Consider the following 19,097-nt stretch of genomic DNA (forward strand, 5'->3'; position numbering starts at 1 on the left):
GCCCCCGATCAGGAGATCGCTACATGTTGTACTGGTTAACAGCCCTGTCGGACGGCGGCGACGTGTTCAACCTGTTCCGCTACATTACCTTCCGGGCGGGCGGCGCGTTCATGACCGCGCTGATCTTTGGGTTCATCTTTGGGCAGCCGCTGATCAACGTCCTGCGGCGTCGTCAGGGCAAGGGCCAGCCAATCCGCAACGACGGGCCCGAGGGGCACTTTGTCAAAGCCGGAACCCCCACCATGGGCGGGTTGCTGATCGTTGGCGCGCTGCTGACCTCGACCCTTCTGTGGGCGCGTTTGGACAACGGCTATGTCTGGATCGTGCTCTTCGTCACCATGGCCTTCGGTGCCATCGGCTTCGCGGATGATTATGCCAAGGTCTCCAAGCAGAACACCAAGGGCGTACCGGGCCGTGTCCGCATCCTGCTGGGCCTGCTGATTTCGCTGATCGCGGCCTATTGGGCGTCGATGCTGCACCCAGAAGAGCTACAGTTCCGTCTGGCGTTGCCGGTGTTCAAGGACGTGCTTTTGAACCTTGGCCTGCTATTCCTGCCCTTCGCCATGTTCGTGATCGTCGGCGCCGCCAACGCGGTGAACCTGACCGACGGTCTGGACGGTCTGGCCATCATGCCATCCATGATCGCGGCCGGGGCTTTGGGGATCATTGCCTACACCGTGGGCCGGGTCGATTTCACCGAATACCTCGACGTGCACTACGTGCCGGGAACCGGAGAGATCCTGATTTTCGTCGCGGGCCTGATCGGCGGCGGGCTGGGGTTCCTGTGGTACAACGCGCCGCCTGCGGCCGTGTTCATGGGCGACACCGGTTCTTTGGCGCTAGGCGGGGCCATCGGTGCCATCGCCGTGGCGACCAAGCACGAGATCGTTCTGGGCATCGTCGGCGGCATCTTCGTTGTCGAAGCGCTGTCGGTCATCATTCAGGTGTTCTACTTCAAGCGGACCGGGAAACGGGTGTTCCTGATGGCGCCGATTCATCACCACTACGAGAAAAAGGGCTGGGCCGAGCCGACGATCGTGATCCGGTTCTGGATCATTTCGCTGATCCTGGCACTGATCGGCTTGGCGACGCTGAAATTGCGGTGACCCGCGGGGGTTTTGCACCCCCGCACCCCCGCAGGATATTTTCGGCAAGAGGATGTTGCAGGGGGATTTTGCATGATTCCGGTTAAGGGCGTTGAAGGGCAGCGCATTGGCGTGCTGGGGCTGGGCCGGTCTGGTCTGATCGCGGCGCGCGCGCTGCGAGAAGGCGGGGCCGATCCGATCTGCTGGGACGACAATCCAGCAGCGCAGGACAAGGCGCAGGCCGAAGATTTCACGGTTGTCGATCTGTCCCGCGCAGGCGCGATGGAGGGTATGTCTGCCCTGATCGTCAGCCCCGGGATCCCGCATCTGTACCCGACGCCGAACCCCGTGGTCGCCCGCGCGCTGGACGCGGGGGTGCCTGTCGATAACGACATAGGGCTGTTTTTCCGATCTGTCGCCGATGCGGATTGGGGGGACTACGACACCGAACCAAAGGTGATTGCAGTCACCGGGTCGAACGGGAAATCCACGACGTCAGCCTTGATCCATCACATTCTGGAACATGTCGGTCGCGACAGCCAGTTGGCAGGCAATATCGGGCGCGGCGTGCTGGATATCGACCCGCCCGGCGATGGCGGTGTCGTGGTGCTGGAATTGTCCAGCTATCAGACTGACCTTGCGCGGGCGCTGACGCCAGATGTGGCGGTTTTCACCAACCTGTCGCCGGATCATCTGGATCGCCATGGTGGACTTGGGGGGTATTTCGCCGCCAAGCGCCGGTTGTTTGCCGAAGGTGGACCCGACCGGGCGGTGATCGGCGTGGACGAGGCCGAGGGACGATATCTGGCGAACCAACTGTCGGAAGGGGCGGTCGACGACCGGGTGATCCGTATCTCTTCTGGTCAAAAACTGGCGGGGCCCGGCTGGCTGATCTACGCCCGCAAGGGGTTTCTGACCGAATGGCGCAAGGGACAGCAGGTCGCCTCGATCGATCTGCGGTCGGTGCAAGGACTGCCGGGAGCGCACAACCACCAGAACGCCTGCGCCGCCTATGCGGCCTGCCGAACCTTGGGGCTGGCACCACGGGTCATCGAAAAGGCGTTCCACGGCTTTGCTGGCCTGCCGCATCGGTCGCAGATCGTTGGCGAAAAAGATGGTGTTCGCTTCGTAAACGACAGTAAGGCGACGAATGTGGATGCAGCGGCCAAGGCTCTGACGGCCTTCGATAATATTCGCTGGATTTGCGGTGGGCTGGAAAAAGAGGGTGGGCTGGATGCGCTGCTGCCCGCCACCGCCACCGTGCGCAAAGCATACGTGATCGGGCGCGAGGCGGCGAACTTCGCGGTCGCTCTGCGCGGGGTAGAGACCGAAGTTTGCACCGATATGGCCGTGGCCGTGAAACGCGCTGCAGAAGAGGCAGAGCCAGGCGACACCGTGTTGTTGGCCCCGGCAGCGGCATCTTTCGACCAGTACGACAGCTTTGAAAAGCGTGGCGAGGATTTCGTGGCCAACGTGACCGCGGTGATCGGCGATGGCTGAGGCGACGAATTCCCTGTCCGGTTTGCGGCTTTGGCTGGCCGCGGAATCCGATCCCGAACGTCGGTCCAACGTGCGGATGATGATGGGGCGCCGGATGAAGAAACTGGGCATGTTCGGCGCTGCCCGCGATATGTTCGACGCGGCACTGCAAGAAACGCCGAATGACCCGGCGATCCAGCGGTCTTTGGGGTTGGAGCTGTTTCGCGCAGGCCGTATCCGCGAGGGCCTCGATATGTACGATTCCGGTCGCTGGCGGATGGAATCGTTCGATAAGTATCGGCGCGATTACCCTTTTCCGACATGGAGAGGAGAGCCACTGCAAGGTCGACGTCTGCTGCTATGGGCCGAACAGGGGATTGGCGACCAGATCATGCAGCTAAGGGTGCTGCCGCAGCTTTTGGCCACCGGCGCCGAGATTACTTTGGAGGCTGATCCGCGGATTAAAGCTCTTTTAGGGCCGATGACTCAAAGGATTAAGTTCGTCCCGCAACTTGTTCAATTGAATCAATCAATTTCCAAAGCGAAGTATGACTTTCAAACGTCGATGCTTTCGGCCTGGGCGTATCAAAGGGCCCCTTTGGACTGCGGCGATTGCCTGACGGCGGATGCGAGCCTCGTCAAACAATACCGCGCCGCGTGGAAGCGTCTGGGGGATGGGATCAATGTTGGCCTGTCTTGGCGGTCGTCTGCCAAGGCCAACGGCGAAGAACGGACACTACGGCTGGAAGACCTGCGACCTTTGACGCTGGGGCCCAAGGCGCGGTTCCACAATCTGCAATACGGTGAGGTCGATGTCGAAGCGTCATCCCGCGCCTTCGGGTCCGCGCTGCTGACTGACCCGGCCAGTGATCCGCTGAAAGACCTGACCCGTCAGGCCGCGCAGATTGCGGCCCTTGATCTGGTCATCACGATCGACAATGCCACGGCGCATCTGGCGGGGGCCTTGGGCAAACCCGTCTGGATCATTCTGCCCAAGGGGTCGGATTTCCGCTGGGGCAGTCTGGTCAAACCGATGCCCCTGTATCCGGGGCAAAAGCTTTTCCGCTCGGGCAACATCGACGATTGGTCGACCTGCCTTTGGGCATTGTTCGAGGCGTTCAACAAGTTCAAGCCGGCTTAGGACGAAATCGACCGCGCCGCCGCAATGGCCGAAGCCCAGGCCCATTGGAAATTGTAGCCGCCCAGCCAGCCCGTCACATCGACGCATTCACCGATGAAATACAGGCCGGGTTGAGAGGTCGCCTCCATTGTCTGGCTCGACAGCGCGCTGGTTGAGACCCCGCCAAGCGTAACCTCGGCCGTACGATATCCTTCGGTCCCGCCGGGCGTGACCTGCCAGCGGTGCAACCGATCATCGACCCGCTGCAACACCGCATCAGACATATCTGCAAGATTGCCGGGGATCGCCAATTCAATGGCGACGGCGTCCGCCAGACGTGCGGGCAACAGGGCAGACAGCACCCGCGACAGACCCCGCCGTCCGGCGCTGGATCGTTCGCCCCGAAGGAAATTCATCACCGATTGGCCAGGCAACAGGTCGAAGGCCACTGATTGGCCTTCGCGCCAATAAGAACTGACCTGAAGGACAGATGGCCCGGACAGGCCGCGATGGGTGAACAACAACGCCTCACCAAAGGCAGGGCCCTCGTCGGCCCGCGCAGTCACGGGAAGCGCGACACCCGACAGCGGCGCAAACGGTTGATCGGGGAAGGTAAAGGGGACAAGGGCAGGGCGCGTCTCGACCAATGGCAGGTCGAACTGCCGTGCAATGTCATAGGCCAGCCCGCTTGCCCCCATCTTGGGGATCGATTTGCCGCCCGTCGCAACGACCAGTTGATCCGCTTGCACAGTGATCCGTCCACCCTGACGCCGCAGAACCACGTCATAGCCGCTGGCCGTGGCGGTGACCGACAGCACCTCGGTTTCCAGCCAAAGGTCCGCGCCCGCCTTGGCGCAAAGGCTCGTCAGCATGTCGACGATCTGCGTCGCCTTACCGTCGCAGAAAAGTTGCCCAAGAGTTTTCTCATGCCAGGCGATGCCTTGTTCTGACACCAGCGACACGAAATCCCACGGCGTATAGCGGGCTAAGGCAGACTTGGCGAAATGGGGGTTTTGGGACAGGAAATTCACCGGCTCGCAGCCGGTGTTGGTGAAGTTGCAGCGTCCACCACCGGAAATGCGGATCTTCTCGCCCGGCTTTTTCGCGTGATCGACGATCAGCACGCGCCCGCCGCAATGCGCCGCGCACATCAGACCCGCCGCACCGGCGCCCAGAATGAGAGTATCCACCTGCATATCCCCGCACATGCCCTAAACCGCGCAAAGGGGCAATCGCCCCTATGATGCGCATTCTGACTGGCCAGAACGCAAGATTTTGGCTAATATAGGCGAACAGACCCCGAAAAAATGGGGCGGCCCGCAAAATCGGGCGGACAAAGGCAGAAGGCAGTGTCCAATGACGGAAATGGTGTATGGCGCGCTCCCCGCAGCTGACGGAGAGCCGATCCTTCCCAAATGGTGGCGGACCATCGATCGCTGGTCGCTGACCACGATTCTGGTTCTCTTTGCTCTCGGGCTGTTACTGGGCCTCGCGGCTTCGCCGCCGCTGGCGGAACGCAACGGCTATGCCCCGTTCCACTACGTGACGCGTCAGGCGGCCTTCGGGTCGATGGCGATGGTGGCCATGGTCATCACCTCGATCCTGTCGCCGCAGATGGTGCGCCGTTTGGCTGTCATGGGGTTCATCGTGGCCTTCGCGGCGCTTGCGTTGTTGCCGGTCTTTGGGACCGACTTCGGCAAGGGCGCAACCCGTTGGTATTCGCTGGGCTTCGCATCGCTTCAGCCGTCCGAATTCCTCAAGCCACTGTTCATCGTGGTTGCCGCGTGGCTATTGGCCGCCGCACAGGATTTGAACGGTCCTCCGGGGCGGCTTTGGTCGTTTCTGTTGATGATCATCATCGTGGGCTTTCTGGCCGCGCAGCCCGACTTTGGGCAGGCCAGCCTTGTTCTGTTTGGCTGGGGCGTGATGTATTTCATCGCTGGCGCGCCGTTGCGGCTGCTTCTTGGCATGGCGGGGGGCGTGATCGTCTTCGGCGTCTTCGCCTACAACAGCTCTGAACACTTTGCCCGCCGTATCGACGGCTTCCTGACGTCCGAGGTCGATCCGACGACCCAGATCGGCTATGCCACCAACGCCATCCGCGAAGGCGGCCTTTTCGGCGTCGGAGTGGGGCAGGGCGAGGTCAAGATGTCCCTGCCGGACGCGCATACCGATTTCATCATTGCCGTCGCCGCCGAAGAATACGGGCTGGCGCTGGTCGCCGTGATCATCCTTTTGTACGCCACCTTCGTCTTGCGGTCTTTCATGCGTCTGACGCGGGAACGTGACACTTTTGTGCGTCTGGCAGGCATCGGTCTGGCCTCGATCGTCGGTGTGCAGGCGATGATCAACCTTGGCGTGGCTGTGCGTTTGCTGCCCGCCAAAGGCATGACGCTGCCCTTCATCTCTTACGGCGGGTCCTCGGTGATCGCCTCTGGCATCGCGGTTGGCATGCTGCTGGCGTTGACCCGGTCCCGTCCTCAGGGCGAATTGACGGACCTTCTGGCAGGGAGAGGCCGATGAACACCCGCGCGCCCCTGTTGGTGATCGCCGCCGGTGGCACCGGTGGCCATATGTTCCCCGCTCAGGCCCTTGCCGAAACGATGTTAGAGCGTGGCTGGAGGGTCAAACTCTCGACCGATCCGCGTGGTGGTCGCTACACCGGCGGCTTCCCCCCGGGGGTCGAGATCGAGGTGATGTCTTCGGCCACCTTCTCTCGGGGTGGCCTGCTGTCCAAGCTGATGGCGCCGCTTCGCATCACGGGCGGGTCGATAAAGGCGCTGTGGAAGATGCTGTTGGACCGCCCCGTCGTGGTGGTGGGCTTTGGCGGATACCCGGCGATCCCGGCAATGGTCGCCGCGACGATCCTGCGCAAACCGCGGATGATCCATGAACAGAATGGCGTGCTGGGCCGCGTCAATCAGGTCTTTGCCAAACGGGTTCAGATCGTTGCCTGTGGCACATGGCCGACCCAGCTGCCGGAAGGCGTGCAGGGTATCCACACCGGCAATCCAGTTCGCAGCGCCGTGCACGATCGCGCTGGCGCGGGCTATATCCCGCCGGGCGATTACCCCATGTCGATCCTGGTCCTTGGCGGATCGCAGGGCGCGCGGATCCTGTCGGATGTCGTGCCCCCCGCCATTGCAGCCTTACCCTCCGAACTTTTGCGCCACGTCCGCGTCAGCCATCAAGCCCGCGCCGAAGATCAGGAGCGTGTGGCGACCTATTACGCTGAACATGGCATCGACGCAGATGTCGAACCCTTCTTCCACGACGTCCCCAACCGGATGAGCGAGGCTCAGCTGGTGATTTCCCGCGCGGGCGCGTCGACCATTGCGGATATGACCGTAATCGGGCGGCCCTCAATCCTTGTGCCGCTGGCCGCAGCCGTGCGCGACGAGCAGACGGCGAATGCCCGAGGGCTGGTTGCCGCCGATGCAGCTGTGCTGATGCCTGAAAGCCAATTCACCGTGGAAAACCTTTGCGAACAGGTCCAGGGCATCCTGTCGAACCCCGAAGCGGCCGAGTATATGGCCCGTGCCGCCCTGTCCGTTGGCAAGCCTGACGCAGCAACAGACCTTGCCGATCTGGTGCAAGGTCTGGCAAAGGGCGGGGCAAATACGGACCATTCGGGGGATTAACCAGTGAACGCAGCGACCAAATTGCCCGGCGACGTCGGGCCCATTCACTTTGTGGGCATCGGTGGCATTGGCATGTCCGGCATCGCCGAGGTTCTGTTGAACCACGGCTACGTCGTTCAGGGGTCCGACCTGAAGCGGTCCAAGATCACCGACCGTCTGGAAGGCCTTGGCGCGTTGATCTTCGAAGGCCAAAATGCCGAAAACCTGTCGGACGCGCAGGTCGTCGTGATTTCCTCGGCCATCAAACCTGGTAACCCAGAATTGGACGAGGCCCGCCGCCGTGGCCTGCCAGTCGTTCGCCGGGCTGAAATGCTGGCCGAACTGATGCGCCTGAAGTCCAACGTCGCCATCGCGGGCACACATGGCAAGACGACGACGACCACGATGGTCGCCACGCTTTTGGATGCCGGTAATTTCGACCCCACGGTCATCAACGGTGGCATCATTCACGCCTATGGTTCCAACGCGCGCGTAGGTCTGGGCGAATGGATGGTGGTCGAGGCGGATGAAAGCGACGGCACCTTTAATCGCCTGCCAGCAACGATCGCCATCGTCACTAATATCGATCCCGAGCATATGGATCACTGGGGCGATTTCGACACGCTGCGCAAAGGCTTCCTCGACTTCGTGTCCAACATCCCCTTCTACGGCCTAGCGGTCTGCTGCACAGACCACCCTGAGGTTCAGGCGCTGGTCGGTAAGATCACCGACCGCCGCGTGATGACCTACGGCTTCAACACGCAAGCCGACATTCGCGCGGTGAACCTGCACTACAAGGCCGGTGTCGCGCATTTCGATATCCTGCTGCAGTCCGAAAACGACCGGATCGAAGGCTGTTCGCTGCCGATGCCCGGCGATCACAATGTGTCCAACGCGCTGAGTGCTGTGGCTGTCGCTCGGCATCTGGGCATGAAAAAGGATGAAATTCGCACCGCACTGGCCAACTTCGGCGGGGTGAACCGCCGTTTCACCAAGGTCGGAGAGGTCAACGGCGTCACCGTGATCGACGACTACGGCCACCATCCCGTGGAAATCGCCGCCGTGCTGAAAGCCGCCCGTCAGGCGACCGAAGGCCGCGTGATCGCCGTGCACCAGCCCCACCGCTTTACCCGCCTGCATTCGCTGTTCGAAGATTTCTGCGGCTGCTTCAATGACGCCGACGTGGTCGCCATCGCCCCGGTCTATTCCGCAGGCGAAGACCCGATCGACGGCGCGTCGCGCGATGATCTGGTGCAGGGGCTTGTCCGCCACGGCCATCGCAACGCCAGCGCCATCAATACCGAAGATGATCTAGAAGCCTTGGTGAGGACTGAGGCCAAGCCGGGCGATATGGTTGTTTGCCTTGGCGCGGGCACGATCTCGGCTTGGGCGAACGGGTTGCCCGCGCGGCTCAAGGCGTGACGGTCAGGTGGCGGCATGATCCCGATCAAGTCGCTGCCATCGCGTTTCTGACACACTGGGCCCGGACGAAAACGGAGAGCCCATGCCCGACACCCAGCTGAAACGCCGCATCGGCCCTGGATTGCTGACCGCCTATGGCGTCGGCGTGATGGTCGGGGCGGGGATCTACGTGCTTGTCGGGGCCGTCGCGGCGCAGGCTGGCATCTTCGCCCCGCTGGCGTTCCTGTTGGCTGGGCTTGTCGCGGCGCCCACCGCGCTATCCTACGCCGAATTTTCCACCAGATTGCCACGCGCGGCGGGTGAGGCGCTGTATGTCGCCCAAGGCTTCCGCATCGACGCGCTGGCCCTGATCGTCGGCTTGGCCATTGTCGTGGCTGGCGGAATTTCAGCGGCGGCCGTTCTTCGGGGTGGGGCGGGCTATCTGCAACTGGTGATCGCGATCCCGCCCGAATGGGCCATGATCGGCATCGGTCTTCTTTTGATTTCGGTGGCAATCATTGGCGTTTTGGAAAGCCTCGCCCTTGCCGCGCTGTTCACGGTGATCGAGGTGGCGGGCCTTGCCTTGGTCATCTGGGCAGGCATGAAAGCCCCTGTTTCGCCAGACCTTGTGTTGCCCGCCATGACGCCAGACCTAACTGGCCCGATTTTGACTGGCATCGTCAGCGGCGCTGTTCTGGCGTTCTTCGCCTTTATCGGGTTCGAAGACATCGTCAACATGGCAGAAGAGGTGCGCGATCCGGCCCGCACCCTGCCGCGTGCGATCCTGTGGTCTTTGGCGATCACCGCGCTTCTGTACGGAGGGGTGACTTGGGTCGCCGTGCGCGCCGTTCCTATGGACATCCTGATGACCAGCGAACGCCCCTTGGCGCTGGTCTGGCAGGCGGGGCAGGGGGGTGAGGCGCGGTTCCTATCGGCGATTGCCGTGGTGGCGGCGCTGAACGGTGTGCTGGCACAGATCGTCATGGCCGCGCGCGTTTTGTACGGGTTGGGCGAACGCCATGCTGCACTCGCCATGTTCCACCGCGCCCATCCGCGATTTGGCACCCCCGCCGTGGCCACCGCATTGATCGGCGCCGCCGTGATCGTGACCGCGCTGGTGCTGCCGGTCGCCACGCTGGCCGGCGCCACGTCCTTTGTTCTGTTGTCGGTGTTCGTTCTGGTGAACCTCGCCCTGATCTTGCTGAAGCGTCGGGCGCCCTCGGCCCCGTTCCGTGTGCCGATGCTGGTGCCGGTGGCGGGATTGGTGCTTTCCGCGATGGCCTTGGGTGCATCAATCCTGCACTGACACTGTTGCAACAAAGACTCGGACCACGATCACTCGCCCTATAGGCGAAAATATGCTTGCCCAATAGATATTGATGGCGGACCATCGGTTATATCTAGAGGTTGGGGAGCCGCCAGATGGTATTTATCCAGACGTATTACTTTTTCATCGTATCGGGTTTGGCTTTTCTGGCCGGGCTTAGCTACTGCTACGCCGCCACATCTGACGGTCTGTGGCCCAAGGGTATCGTCCTGCCGTTGGTCGGTGCGGCGCTGATGGCGCAGACGATCTATCTACCCATTCCCGGCAGCGATGTTCTGCTGATTGAATCGCTGGCGTTCTGCACGATGGTGGGCAGTGTTCTGGGCCTGTCCGGCCGCATGATCCGCCGGGGTCAGCTGCGGCGGCGGGCGGAAAAGGCCGCGTAACTTGCCGCCACGGGCGCGGATTGCTATCCCGGCGCAAACCGCCGCGGAGACTGATCCATGCCAACCCCCGACCAGATCGACACGCAGGGCAAGCTGACGCCCCAAAGATCCCTGTCCGATCTGACGTGGATGCGGGTCGGTGGCCCGGCTGAATGGTTCTTTCAACCCGCCGATGCTGACGATCTCGCAAACTTTTTGTCTCAGCTTGATCCAGACATTCCTGTCTTTCCCATGGGCGTCGGGTCCAACCTGATCGTCCGCGACGGCGGGTTGCGTGGTGTGGTGATCCGGCTGGGGCGTGGCTTCAATTCCATCACCTGTGATGGTGAATTTGTCACCGCAGGTGCGGCAGCGCTTGATGCCCATGTTGCGCGCCGCGCGGCTGACGCGGGCCTTGATCTGACCTTCCTTCGGACCATCCCCGGATCTATCGGCGGAGCCTTGCGCATGAACGCGGGCTGCTATGGCATCTATACCGCCGATCATTTCGTCAGCGCCCGCGCGGTCACCCGCGATGGCCGCATGGTTGAACTGACGGCAGACGACCTGCAATTCGCCTATCGGCAGACCGCTTTACCGGACGGATGGGTCGTGACCGACGTGACGCTGAAAGCGGAAAAAGGCGACCCGGAAGAGTTGTCTGCGCGCATGGACGCCCAGCTGAAAAAGCGTGACGAAACCCAACCCACGAAGGACCGGACCGCCGGATCGACCTTTCGTAATCCGGCCGGGTTTTCATCCACCGGTCGGGACGATGACGTGCACGATCTGAAGGCGTGGAAAGTGATCGACGACGCGGGTATGCGCGGGGCCACGCGCGGCGGCGCGAAGATGAGCGAGAAGCATTCCAACTTCCTCACCAATGCCGATAATGCGACAGCTGCCGATCTGGAAGGTCTGGGCGAAGAAGTGCGAAAAAAGGTTTTCCAAACGTCCGGAATAACGCTAGAATGGGAAATTATGCGCATCGGTGAATACGACCCCAAAGAGGGTTAAGGCCGCGACGCAGAGCAGAATACAGGACCATTCCGGTTCAATAAGCAAAAAATGGGCAAGAAGCCCGGAACTTGAGGCACAAAGTGGGTTCGTCGAGCAGGACAACCCCGAAAGTGGCGGTATTGTTGGGCGGCTCCTCGGCTGAGCGAGAGGTGTCGTTGTCAACGGGGCGCGAATGCGCGGCCGCCTTGCGGGGCGAGGGGTATGACGTGATCGAGGTCGATGCAGGCCGCGATCTTTCCATGCGTCTTGCGGAAATCTCACCTGACGTTGTGTTCAACGCGCTGCACGGTCGCTGGGGCGAAGACGGCTGCGTTCAGGGCATCCTTGAATGGATGCAGATCCCTTACACGCATTCCGGCGTGCTGGCTTCGGCCCTTGCGATGGACAAGGAAAAATCCAAGGCCGCCTATCGGACGGCTGGTTTGCCGGTGGCCGACAGTGTTCTTGCCTGCAAAGACGAAATCCGCGCCCGCCACGTGATGCAGCCACCCTACGTGGTCAAACCGTACGACGAGGGGTCCTCTGTTGGCGTCTATCTGGTGCACGAGGCCGCTAATTCCCCACCGCAGGTCGACGACAAATTGCCTGACGTGCTGATGGTCGAGCAGTTCATTCCGGGCCGAGAACTGACCGTGTCCGTCATGGGCACCGGCGAAGGTGATCCAGGTCCGCTGTGTGTGACCGAGATCATCACCGACGGCTGGTACGACTATGACGCCAAGTACAAACCCGGCGGGTCGCGCCATGTCTGCCCTGCAGAACTGCCGCAAGAGATTACCGATGCCTGCCTCGACTACGCCCTGCGCGCGCACAAGGCGCTTGGCTGCCGCGGCGTGTCGCGCACAGATTTTCGCTGGGACGACAGTAAGGGGCTGGAAGGGCTGATCCTGTTGGAAACCAATACGCAGCCCGGCATGACGCCCACGTCGCTGACCCCGGAACATGCGGCTGCGCGTGGCTATGATTTCGGCAAGCTGTGCCGCTGGATCGTGGAGGACGCGTCATGCAACCGCTGATCGCGACCCGCGCCATGACCCAGAAGGCGGGGCCCAAAACGCCGCCGCCGATTAAAGCGTCTGCCCAGACACCGACACTGTCCGCGCCCACCCCCGCGCGGTCCCATCCCAGAACCACACCGCAACCGGCCAGCGAAGATCAGCGCGCAACCTTGATAAGCCGCGCCGTCGCCAGCGTGCAGGGTGCGCAGGCCGCCCGCAGGGGCCCGGCGCAGCCCAACGGTCAAAAGGCCGACCCGGCCCCGTCGCGTGCCGCGTACCGCATGCAGCGGATCATGCTGACCCCGGCCTACCGGCTGACGATCCGCATCCTTTTGCCCTTCCTGTTCGCGATGGCAGTCACTGCCATTTACCTGTCTGACGAAGGCCGCCGGGACAACCTGCTGATGTCCTTCTACGAGTTGCGCAACGACATCCAGACGCGCCCGGAATTCATGGTCAAACTGATGGCTGTCGATGGCGCCTCGGATGAAACTGAGGCTGACATTCGCGAAATCGTCCAGATCGATTTCCCGATCAGCACCTTTGACCTCGACCTCGACGCGATGCGCGAAAATATCCAAGGCCTGCCTTCTGTGGCGCATGCCAGCGCCCGCATTCGCCAGCAGGGCGTATTAGAGGTCGCCGTGACCGAGCGTGATCCCGCGCTGTTGTGGCGCGGACGCGATGGTATCCGTGTGCTGGATAAGACGGGCATCGAGATTGCTGAACTGGACCGCCGCTCTGACCGGCCTGACCTGCCGGTCGTGGCGGGCTTTGGCGCCAATACGAAAACCGAAGAAGCCCTGAACCTGCTGCAAATCGCAGCCCCCTTCGCCGACCGCCTGCGCGGTCTGGAGCGGATCGGCAATCGCCGGTGGGACGTGGTGCTGTACCCGGACATCAGGATCATGCTGCCGGACGCGCAGCCAGACCTTGCGCTGGAACGCGCAATCGCCCTGCACGATGCGCAGGACGTACTTAACAGGGACATCGCGGCGCTGGACCTGCGCCTCGCCGCGCGCCCGACCATTCGGATGAACGCCCCCGCGCTAGAGCGTTGGCGGCAGATCAAGGACGTGTTTGTGGGGACCGGCGACAGATGACGATGCTCTATGAAACTCAGCGCGCGATGCGCAACATGCGTAAGGCTGCCCTTCAGCGGGGCGTGGTGGCGGTTCTGGACGTAGGTTCCAGCAAGATCGCTTGCCTTGTTCTGCGCATCGATCAGTCGGGCGTGCATTACCAAGGTGACACCGCTGGCCCCTTGGCCGGTCAGGTTGGGTTCCGCGTTATCGGCGCTGCAACGACCCGGTCGCGTGGTGTGAACTTCGGTGAAGTCGATGCCATGCCCGAAGCCGAACGCGCCATCCGCACCGCCGTTCAGGCGGCGCAGAAGATGGCCAATATCCGTGTCGACCACGTGATCGCCTGCTTCTCGGGCGGGGAGCCGCGGTCCTACGGTTTGGATGGTCAGGTCGAGGTCGAAGGCCCCGCAGTTGGCGAACAGGATATCGCCCGCGTTCTGGCCGCCTGCGACGTGCCGGATTACGGGGCAGGGCGCGAGGTACTGCACGCGCAGCCCGTGAACTTCACGCTCGACCATCGCTCTGGTCTGTCGGATCCGCGTGGCCAGATTGGACACCAGTTGTCCACCGACCTGCATTTGCTGACGGTCGATGCCACTGCGATACAGAACCTGGCCTATTGTCTGAAACGCTGCGATCTGGAATTGGCGGGCGTCGCCTCTTCATCCTACGTGACCGGCATTTCGTCCTTGGTCGAGGATGAACAGGAACTGGGCGCCGCCTGTATCGATATGGGTGGTACGACGACCGGCATCTCGATCTTCATGAAGAAACATATGATCTACGCCGACAATGTCCGAATGGGCGGTGATCATGTGACCAGCGATATCTCCATGGCGCTTCAAATCCCCGCGTCCCATGCCGAGCGGCTGAAAACTTTCTACGGCGGCGTCGTCGCCACGGGCCGTGACGATCTGGAACGGATCGAGTTGAAAAGCGACACGGGCGATTGGAACCACGACCGGCGCGAAGTCTCTGTCGCGGAACTGATCGGCATCATGCGCCCCCGGGTCGAAGAAATCTTGGAAGAGGTCCGGTATCGCCTGGATGCCGCCGGCTTTGATCATCTGCCCAGCCAGCAGATCGTCCTGACCGGCGGGGCCAGCCAAATCCCCGGACTGGACGGGCTCGCCTCTCGTATCCTTGGCCAGCGCGTGCGCCTTGGCCGTCCGCTGCGTGTCCATGGTCTGCCGCAGGCGGCGACCGGGCCGGGCTTTGCGTCCTCCGTCGGGATGTGCCTGTTCGCAGCGCGCCCGCAGGACGAATGGTGGGACTTCGAAGTGCCTGTCGATCGCTACCCGTCCAAAAGCCTGCGCCGCGCCGTTCGCTGGTTCAAAGACAACTGGTAAGCACCCAATCCTGCGATTTCAAAAGGCCGCGCATTCGACGCGGCCTTTTTTGGTGTGAAAACAAGCGATTCCTTGCCCAACCCCAGTGCATTCGCTGTGACTCGGTCTGTCCGCCATGGTATGCTGCGACACAGACCGGACAAACCGGCGCAGGCAGACGGGCAGTCTTCCGCATCAAAACCAGAGAATCGCACCGCCGCTAAGGTGCGAGATTCGTTACAAGTTCGGACTATTCTTGTTCCGAAGGCGACTATTCTTGCCTAATCTTTGCTTCAAGATGTCGGTGTAACAGCAATATTACGCTTGATTTTGTCCGATTACCCCCAGGTTTTGGGCCGAAACCGGATATTTGCTGGTGACGTTGCCAGAGACTCGGGTTATGCTCATCAACGATAGGCATGAATAGACAGCGCCCCAACACATGGCTCCTAAGGCGGATAAAACAATGGCATTGAACCTCTCGGTCCCGGGACAGGAAGAACTGAAACCGCGTATCACCGTGTTCGGTGTCGGCGGGGCAGGCGGCAACGCAGTTAACAACATGATCGATAAGGCGCTGGACGGCGTCGATTTTGTCGTTGCGAATACCGATGCCCAGGCCCTGCAGCAAAGCAAGGCCGAACATCGCATCCAGCTGGGTGTGAAGGTGACCGAAGGATTGGGTGCCGGGGCCAAGGCGTCGATCGGTGCGGCTGCTGCAGAAGAAAGCATTGAACAGATCGTCGACCAACTTGCCGGGTCGCACATGTGTTTCATCACCGCCGGGATGGGCGGCGGCACCGGGACCGGCGCCGCACCGATCATCGCGCAGGCTGCCCGTGAACTGGGTGTGCTGACCGTTGGCGTCGTGACCAAGCCCTTCCAGTTCGAAGGCGGCAAGCGCATGCGTCAGGCCGAGGACGGTGTGGACGCGCTGCAAAAGATGGTCGACACGCTGATCATTATTCCGAACCAGAACCTTTTCCGTCTGGCGAACGAAAAAACCACGTTCACCGAAGCCTTCTCGATGGCTGACGACGTGCTGTATCAAGGTGTTAAGGGCGTGACCGACCTGATGGTTCGGCCCGGTCTGATCAACCTCGACTTTGCGGACGTGCGCGCCGTGATGGACGAGATGGGCAAAGCCATGATGGGCACCGGCGAGGCCGAAGGCGAAGATCGCGCCATTCAGGCTGCCGAAAAGGCCATCGCCAACCCGCTGCTGGACGAAATCAGCCTGCGCGGTGCCAAGGGCGTGCTGATCAACATCACCGGCTCGGACGATCTGACGCTGTTCGAACTGGACGAAGCGGCCAACCGCATCCGCGAAGAGGTCGATCCCGACGCGAACATCATCGTCGGCTCCACCCTCGACACCTCCATGCAGGGCAAGATGCGCGTGTCCGTCGTGGCCACCGGTATCGACGTCGCCGAGATGACGAACGATGTCCCGACGCCGCGCCGTGCAGCCGTTGCTGAACAGCGCCCCGCCTTCGTGGCCCCTGCAGCTGCTGAGCCTGAGATCGAAGTTCAGCCCGAGCCTGAGTACGAAGCACCGGCCGCTACCAGCTTTGCTGCCGTCGAAGAAGATGAGGCGGATGAGCCGTCGCTCTTCCACGATTTTGAGCCTGCTGCAGAAGACGAATTCCATGCCGAGGAAGAAACCGATGATGGTCTTCCCGCCCCGGCATACCGTCCGCAGATCGTGCACGAGGCCCCGCAGCCTGCCCCCCAAGCCCGGGCAGAGCGGACGCCAAGCGCCGAGTTTGTAGCGCCGTCTGCCCCGCGCCCCGGCCAGCCTTCGGCTGAAACGCTGGCACGGCTGCAAGCTGCGGTGACCAAGGCTCCGGCCCCGCGTCAGGCAGCCTCCGAGAGTGAGGAAAAATCGCGCTTTGGCATCAACTCTTTGATCGGCCGCATGACCGGCGATCAAAAGCCCGGTGGCCACGCCGCGCCGGCTTCGGCCCCCAAGCCGCAGCCCGCAATGCGCACGCAGGAAACCCAGCGTAAGGCCGAAAATCCGGATCAGGAACGCATCGAAATCCCCGCGTTCCTGCGTCGTCAGGCCAACTGATCCAACCAAGTTTACCTTGGGAAACGGTCGCCTTAGGGCGGCCGTTTTTCGTTAGGAGGCAATGGTTTAGGGGCTGAGGTTAAACGATTAATCCGCATGTTACATTCCGTTGCAAAGAGTGAGTTGAGGCCATCCCCCTGCGGTCTTATTTAAATGGCACGGAAAAACTCTGCCGGAATCGATGGGTAGCATTGGGTTCGCAAAGGCAAATGTCCGGGAAATGAGGACGTCGTGCAAAAGACGCTGAAAGCGCCAGTTCATCTAAAAGGTGTCGGGCTCCACTCTGGGGCACCGGCCACGCTTGTCGTGCGTCCTGCAGCCGTGAACCACGGGATCGTTTTCCGCCGCACTGACATCCGCGTCGGCGATGCGACGATCCCCGCGATCTGGAGCGCGGTGAACCGCACGCCCCTTTGCACCCTGCTGGAGAACGCGTCGGGCGCGTCTGTATCGACGGTCGAACACCTGATGGCGGCGCTGGCAGGATGCGGCATCCATAACGCGCTGATTGAAATCGACGGCCCCGAAGTGCCGATCCTTGACGGATCCTCAGCCCCGTTCGTGCGCGCCTTTCTGGAAACCGGCCTGCAGGTTCAATCCGCGCCGATCCACGCCATCGAAATTCTTCGCCCGGTCGAAGTGACCGCAGGCGGCGCCACGGCGCGGCTAGAGCCGTCGCGCGTGATGGAGATCGCGTTCGAAATCGACTTCGCCGACAAGGCCATCGGGACGCAGACCAAACATCTGACGATGGAAAACGGCACCTTCGTTCGCGAGCTGTGCGATTGCCGCACCTTCTGCCGTCAGGCGGACGTCGATGCGATGCAGGCTCAGGGCTTGGCCTTGGGTGGTGTCGCGGGTGAAAACGCCGTGGTCTTTGACGGCGACGACGTGGTCAGCCCCGGCGGTCTACGCCGTAGCGACGAACCTGTGCGTCACAAAATGCTGGACGCGCTTGGCGATCTGGCGTTGGCGGGTGGCCCGGTTCTAGGGCTCTACACCGGAACGCGCTCTGGCCATAACCTGACCAACACGCTGTTGCGTGAGGTCTTCAGCGATCCGGCGAACTACCGCGTGGTACACTGCAGTGCTGCACAGGCTGCGCGTCTGCCCGGTGCAGGCGTCCATCTGGCCGAGATTCCGCAGGTCGCCTAAGCGGCTAATGCCAGCCCTGCTACAATGGGGCGCAGCCGACACCAAATTTAGGGCTAAAGTCGATTTGCCCCCCCGATTTTCTGTGCTAGACCCTTAACAACTGCGTAACACGGGGGGTGTTGCGCCGACCCGAGATTGAGCAAGTCATCAAAAAGACGGAAGAGGCGGCACGTGAGGGAGTTTCGATTGTCTGGCGGAAAATCTAGTGCCGCAGCCCTTCTTCTGTGCGCCTTTCTGGCCGCATGCGGTGAGTCGACGGATGGCCTTGGTATCGGCGGAGAGCCGATCGAATCTTTCACCGCCGAACAGATCTACGGCCGGGCTGAATACGAACTGAATCGCCGTAAGTACGAACGCTCTGCCGAATACTTCGGTGAGGTCGAGCGGCTGTATCCCTATTCCGACTGGGCCAAGCGCGCGCTGATCATGCAGGCCTTCGCCTATCACAAGGAAAAGGATTACGAGAACAGCCGCGCCTCGGCGCAGCGCTATATCGATTTCTATCCGACCGACGACGATGCGGCCTATGCACAGTACCTTCTGGCGCTGTCCTATTACGATCAGATCGACGAAGTTGGCCGCGATCAGGGCCTGACCTTCCAGGCGCTGCAATCCCTGCGGACGGTGATCGAACGGTATCCCGAAAGCGATTACGCGCGGTCTGCCATCCTGAAATTCGATCTGGCCTTCGACCATCTGGCGGCGAAGGAAATGGAAATCGGCCGCTACTACCTTAAGCGGGATCACTTCAGCGCGGCGATCAACCGTTTCCGCGTCGTGGTCGAAGATTTCCAGACCACCACCCACACGCCCGAAGCGCTGCATCGTCTGGTCGAAGCCTATCTGAGCCTTGGCCTGACGGACGAAGCGCAGACGGCGGGGGCCATCCTTGGCTACAACTACCAATCCACGGAATGGTACGAAGACAGCTATCGCCTGCTGACCAAACAGGGTCTGGAACCCAAGGTCCGCGGCAAGAACTGGCTGTCGCAAATCTACCGCCAGATGATTCAGGGCAAATGGCTTTGATCCAGACCCGC

Annotated in this window: 16 protein-coding genes; 15 read left to right on the forward strand and 1 reads right to left on the reverse strand. The window is 61.7% G+C overall.

Going from position 1 to position 19,097, the window contains the following annotated elements:
* Window positions 1–23: 23 nt before the first annotated feature.
* From mraY to ACI3GR_RS03115, 3 genes are all read left to right on the forward strand, one after another.
* Window positions 24–1,106, forward strand: a complete 1,083-nt coding sequence (gene mraY, locus ACI3GR_RS03105) for a phospho-N-acetylmuramoyl-pentapeptide-transferase (RefSeq protein ID WP_407492517.1) — start codon at window positions 24–26, stop codon at window positions 1,104–1,106.
* A 72-nt stretch (window positions 1,107–1,178) separates the two neighbouring features.
* On the forward strand, window positions 1,179–2,585 hold the full coding sequence (gene murD / locus ACI3GR_RS03110) for a UDP-N-acetylmuramoyl-L-alanine--D-glutamate ligase (RefSeq protein ID WP_407492518.1): 1,407 nt from the start codon (window positions 1,179–1,181) through the stop codon (window positions 2,583–2,585).
* Window positions 2,578–3,705, forward strand: a complete 1,128-nt coding sequence (locus tag ACI3GR_RS03115) for a hypothetical protein (protein WP_407492519.1) — start codon at window positions 2,578–2,580, stop codon at window positions 3,703–3,705. Before murD ends, ACI3GR_RS03115 begins: the two co-directional genes overlap by 8 nt.
* On the opposite strand, the gene ACI3GR_RS03120 is transcribed toward ACI3GR_RS03115, so the two are convergent.
* Window positions 3,702–4,880 carry a BaiN/RdsA family NAD(P)/FAD-dependent oxidoreductase gene (locus tag ACI3GR_RS03120; protein WP_407492521.1) on the reverse strand — a complete coding sequence of 393 codons (1,179 nt, stop codon included), beginning with the start codon at window positions 4,878–4,880 and terminating at the stop codon, window positions 3,702–3,704. The two genes, ACI3GR_RS03115 and ACI3GR_RS03120, sit on opposite strands and share 4 nt — an antisense overlap.
* A gap of 160 nt (window positions 4,881–5,040) precedes the next feature.
* On the opposite strand from ACI3GR_RS03120, the gene ACI3GR_RS03125 reads away from it, so the two are divergent.
* The 12 genes from ACI3GR_RS03125 to ACI3GR_RS03180 all read left to right on the forward strand — a co-directional run bounded on the left by ACI3GR_RS03125 (window position 5,041) and on the right by ACI3GR_RS03180 (window position 19,086).
* On the forward strand, window positions 5,041–6,207 hold the full coding sequence (locus ACI3GR_RS03125; protein ID WP_407492523.1) for an FtsW/RodA/SpoVE family cell cycle protein: 1,167 nt from the start codon (window positions 5,041–5,043) through the stop codon (window positions 6,205–6,207).
* Window positions 6,204–7,325 (forward strand): UDP-N-acetylglucosamine--N-acetylmuramyl-(pentapeptide) pyrophosphoryl-undecaprenol N-acetylglucosamine transferase, encoded by a 1,122-nt coding sequence (locus tag ACI3GR_RS03130; RefSeq protein ID WP_407492524.1) that lies wholly within the window; start codon window positions 6,204–6,206, stop codon window positions 7,323–7,325. The genes ACI3GR_RS03125 and ACI3GR_RS03130 overlap by 4 nt, the downstream gene beginning before the upstream one ends.
* Window positions 7,326–7,328: 3 nt before the next feature.
* On the forward strand, window positions 7,329–8,726 hold the full coding sequence (gene murC, locus ACI3GR_RS03135) for a UDP-N-acetylmuramate--L-alanine ligase (RefSeq protein WP_407492525.1): 1,398 nt from the start codon (window positions 7,329–7,331) through the stop codon (window positions 8,724–8,726).
* An 82-nt stretch (window positions 8,727–8,808) separates the two neighbouring features.
* Window positions 8,809–10,011, forward strand: a complete 1,203-nt coding sequence (locus ACI3GR_RS03140; RefSeq protein ID WP_407492527.1) for an APC family permease — start codon at window positions 8,809–8,811, stop codon at window positions 10,009–10,011.
* A gap of 116 nt (window positions 10,012–10,127) precedes the next feature.
* Window positions 10,128–10,418 (forward strand): hypothetical protein, encoded by a 291-nt coding sequence (locus tag ACI3GR_RS03145; protein WP_407492530.1) that lies wholly within the window; start codon window positions 10,128–10,130, stop codon window positions 10,416–10,418.
* Between the two features lie 57 nt (window positions 10,419–10,475).
* Window positions 10,476–11,414, forward strand: a complete 939-nt coding sequence (gene murB / locus ACI3GR_RS03150; RefSeq protein ID WP_407492532.1) for a UDP-N-acetylmuramate dehydrogenase — start codon at window positions 10,476–10,478, stop codon at window positions 11,412–11,414.
* A 113-nt stretch (window positions 11,415–11,527) separates the two neighbouring features.
* Window positions 11,528–12,433, forward strand: a complete 906-nt coding sequence (locus tag ACI3GR_RS03155; RefSeq protein ID WP_407492533.1) for a D-alanine--D-alanine ligase — start codon at window positions 11,528–11,530, stop codon at window positions 12,431–12,433.
* A complete protein-coding gene (locus ACI3GR_RS03160) occupies window positions 12,421–13,518 on the forward strand; it encodes a cell division protein FtsQ/DivIB (RefSeq protein WP_407492534.1) in 1,098 nt (365 codons plus the stop codon). Before ACI3GR_RS03155 ends, ACI3GR_RS03160 begins: the two co-directional genes overlap by 13 nt.
* Window positions 13,515–14,849 carry a cell division protein FtsA gene (ftsA, locus tag ACI3GR_RS03165; RefSeq protein WP_407492536.1) on the forward strand — a complete coding sequence of 445 codons (1,335 nt, stop codon included), beginning with the start codon at window positions 13,515–13,517 and terminating at the stop codon, window positions 14,847–14,849. Before ACI3GR_RS03160 ends, ftsA begins: the two co-directional genes overlap by 4 nt.
* A gap of 445 nt (window positions 14,850–15,294) precedes the next feature.
* Window positions 15,295–16,902 carry a cell division protein FtsZ gene (gene ftsZ, locus ACI3GR_RS03170; RefSeq protein ID WP_407492537.1) on the forward strand — a complete coding sequence of 536 codons (1,608 nt, stop codon included), beginning with the start codon at window positions 15,295–15,297 and terminating at the stop codon, window positions 16,900–16,902.
* Window positions 16,903–17,133: 231 nt separating this feature from the next.
* Window positions 17,134–18,057 carry a UDP-3-O-acyl-N-acetylglucosamine deacetylase gene (lpxC, locus tag ACI3GR_RS03175; protein WP_407492540.1) on the forward strand — a complete coding sequence of 308 codons (924 nt, stop codon included), beginning with the start codon at window positions 17,134–17,136 and terminating at the stop codon, window positions 18,055–18,057.
* Between the two features lie 186 nt (window positions 18,058–18,243).
* Window positions 18,244–19,086, forward strand: a complete 843-nt coding sequence (locus tag ACI3GR_RS03180; RefSeq protein WP_407492541.1) for an outer membrane protein assembly factor BamD — start codon at window positions 18,244–18,246, stop codon at window positions 19,084–19,086.
* The last annotated feature ends 11 nt before the right edge of the window (window positions 19,087–19,097 follow it).

The sequence above is a fragment of the Pseudooceanicola aestuariicola genome (genome assembly GCF_045763785.1).
Taxonomy (GTDB): Bacteria; Pseudomonadota; Alphaproteobacteria; order Rhodobacterales; family Rhodobacteraceae; genus Pseudooceanicola.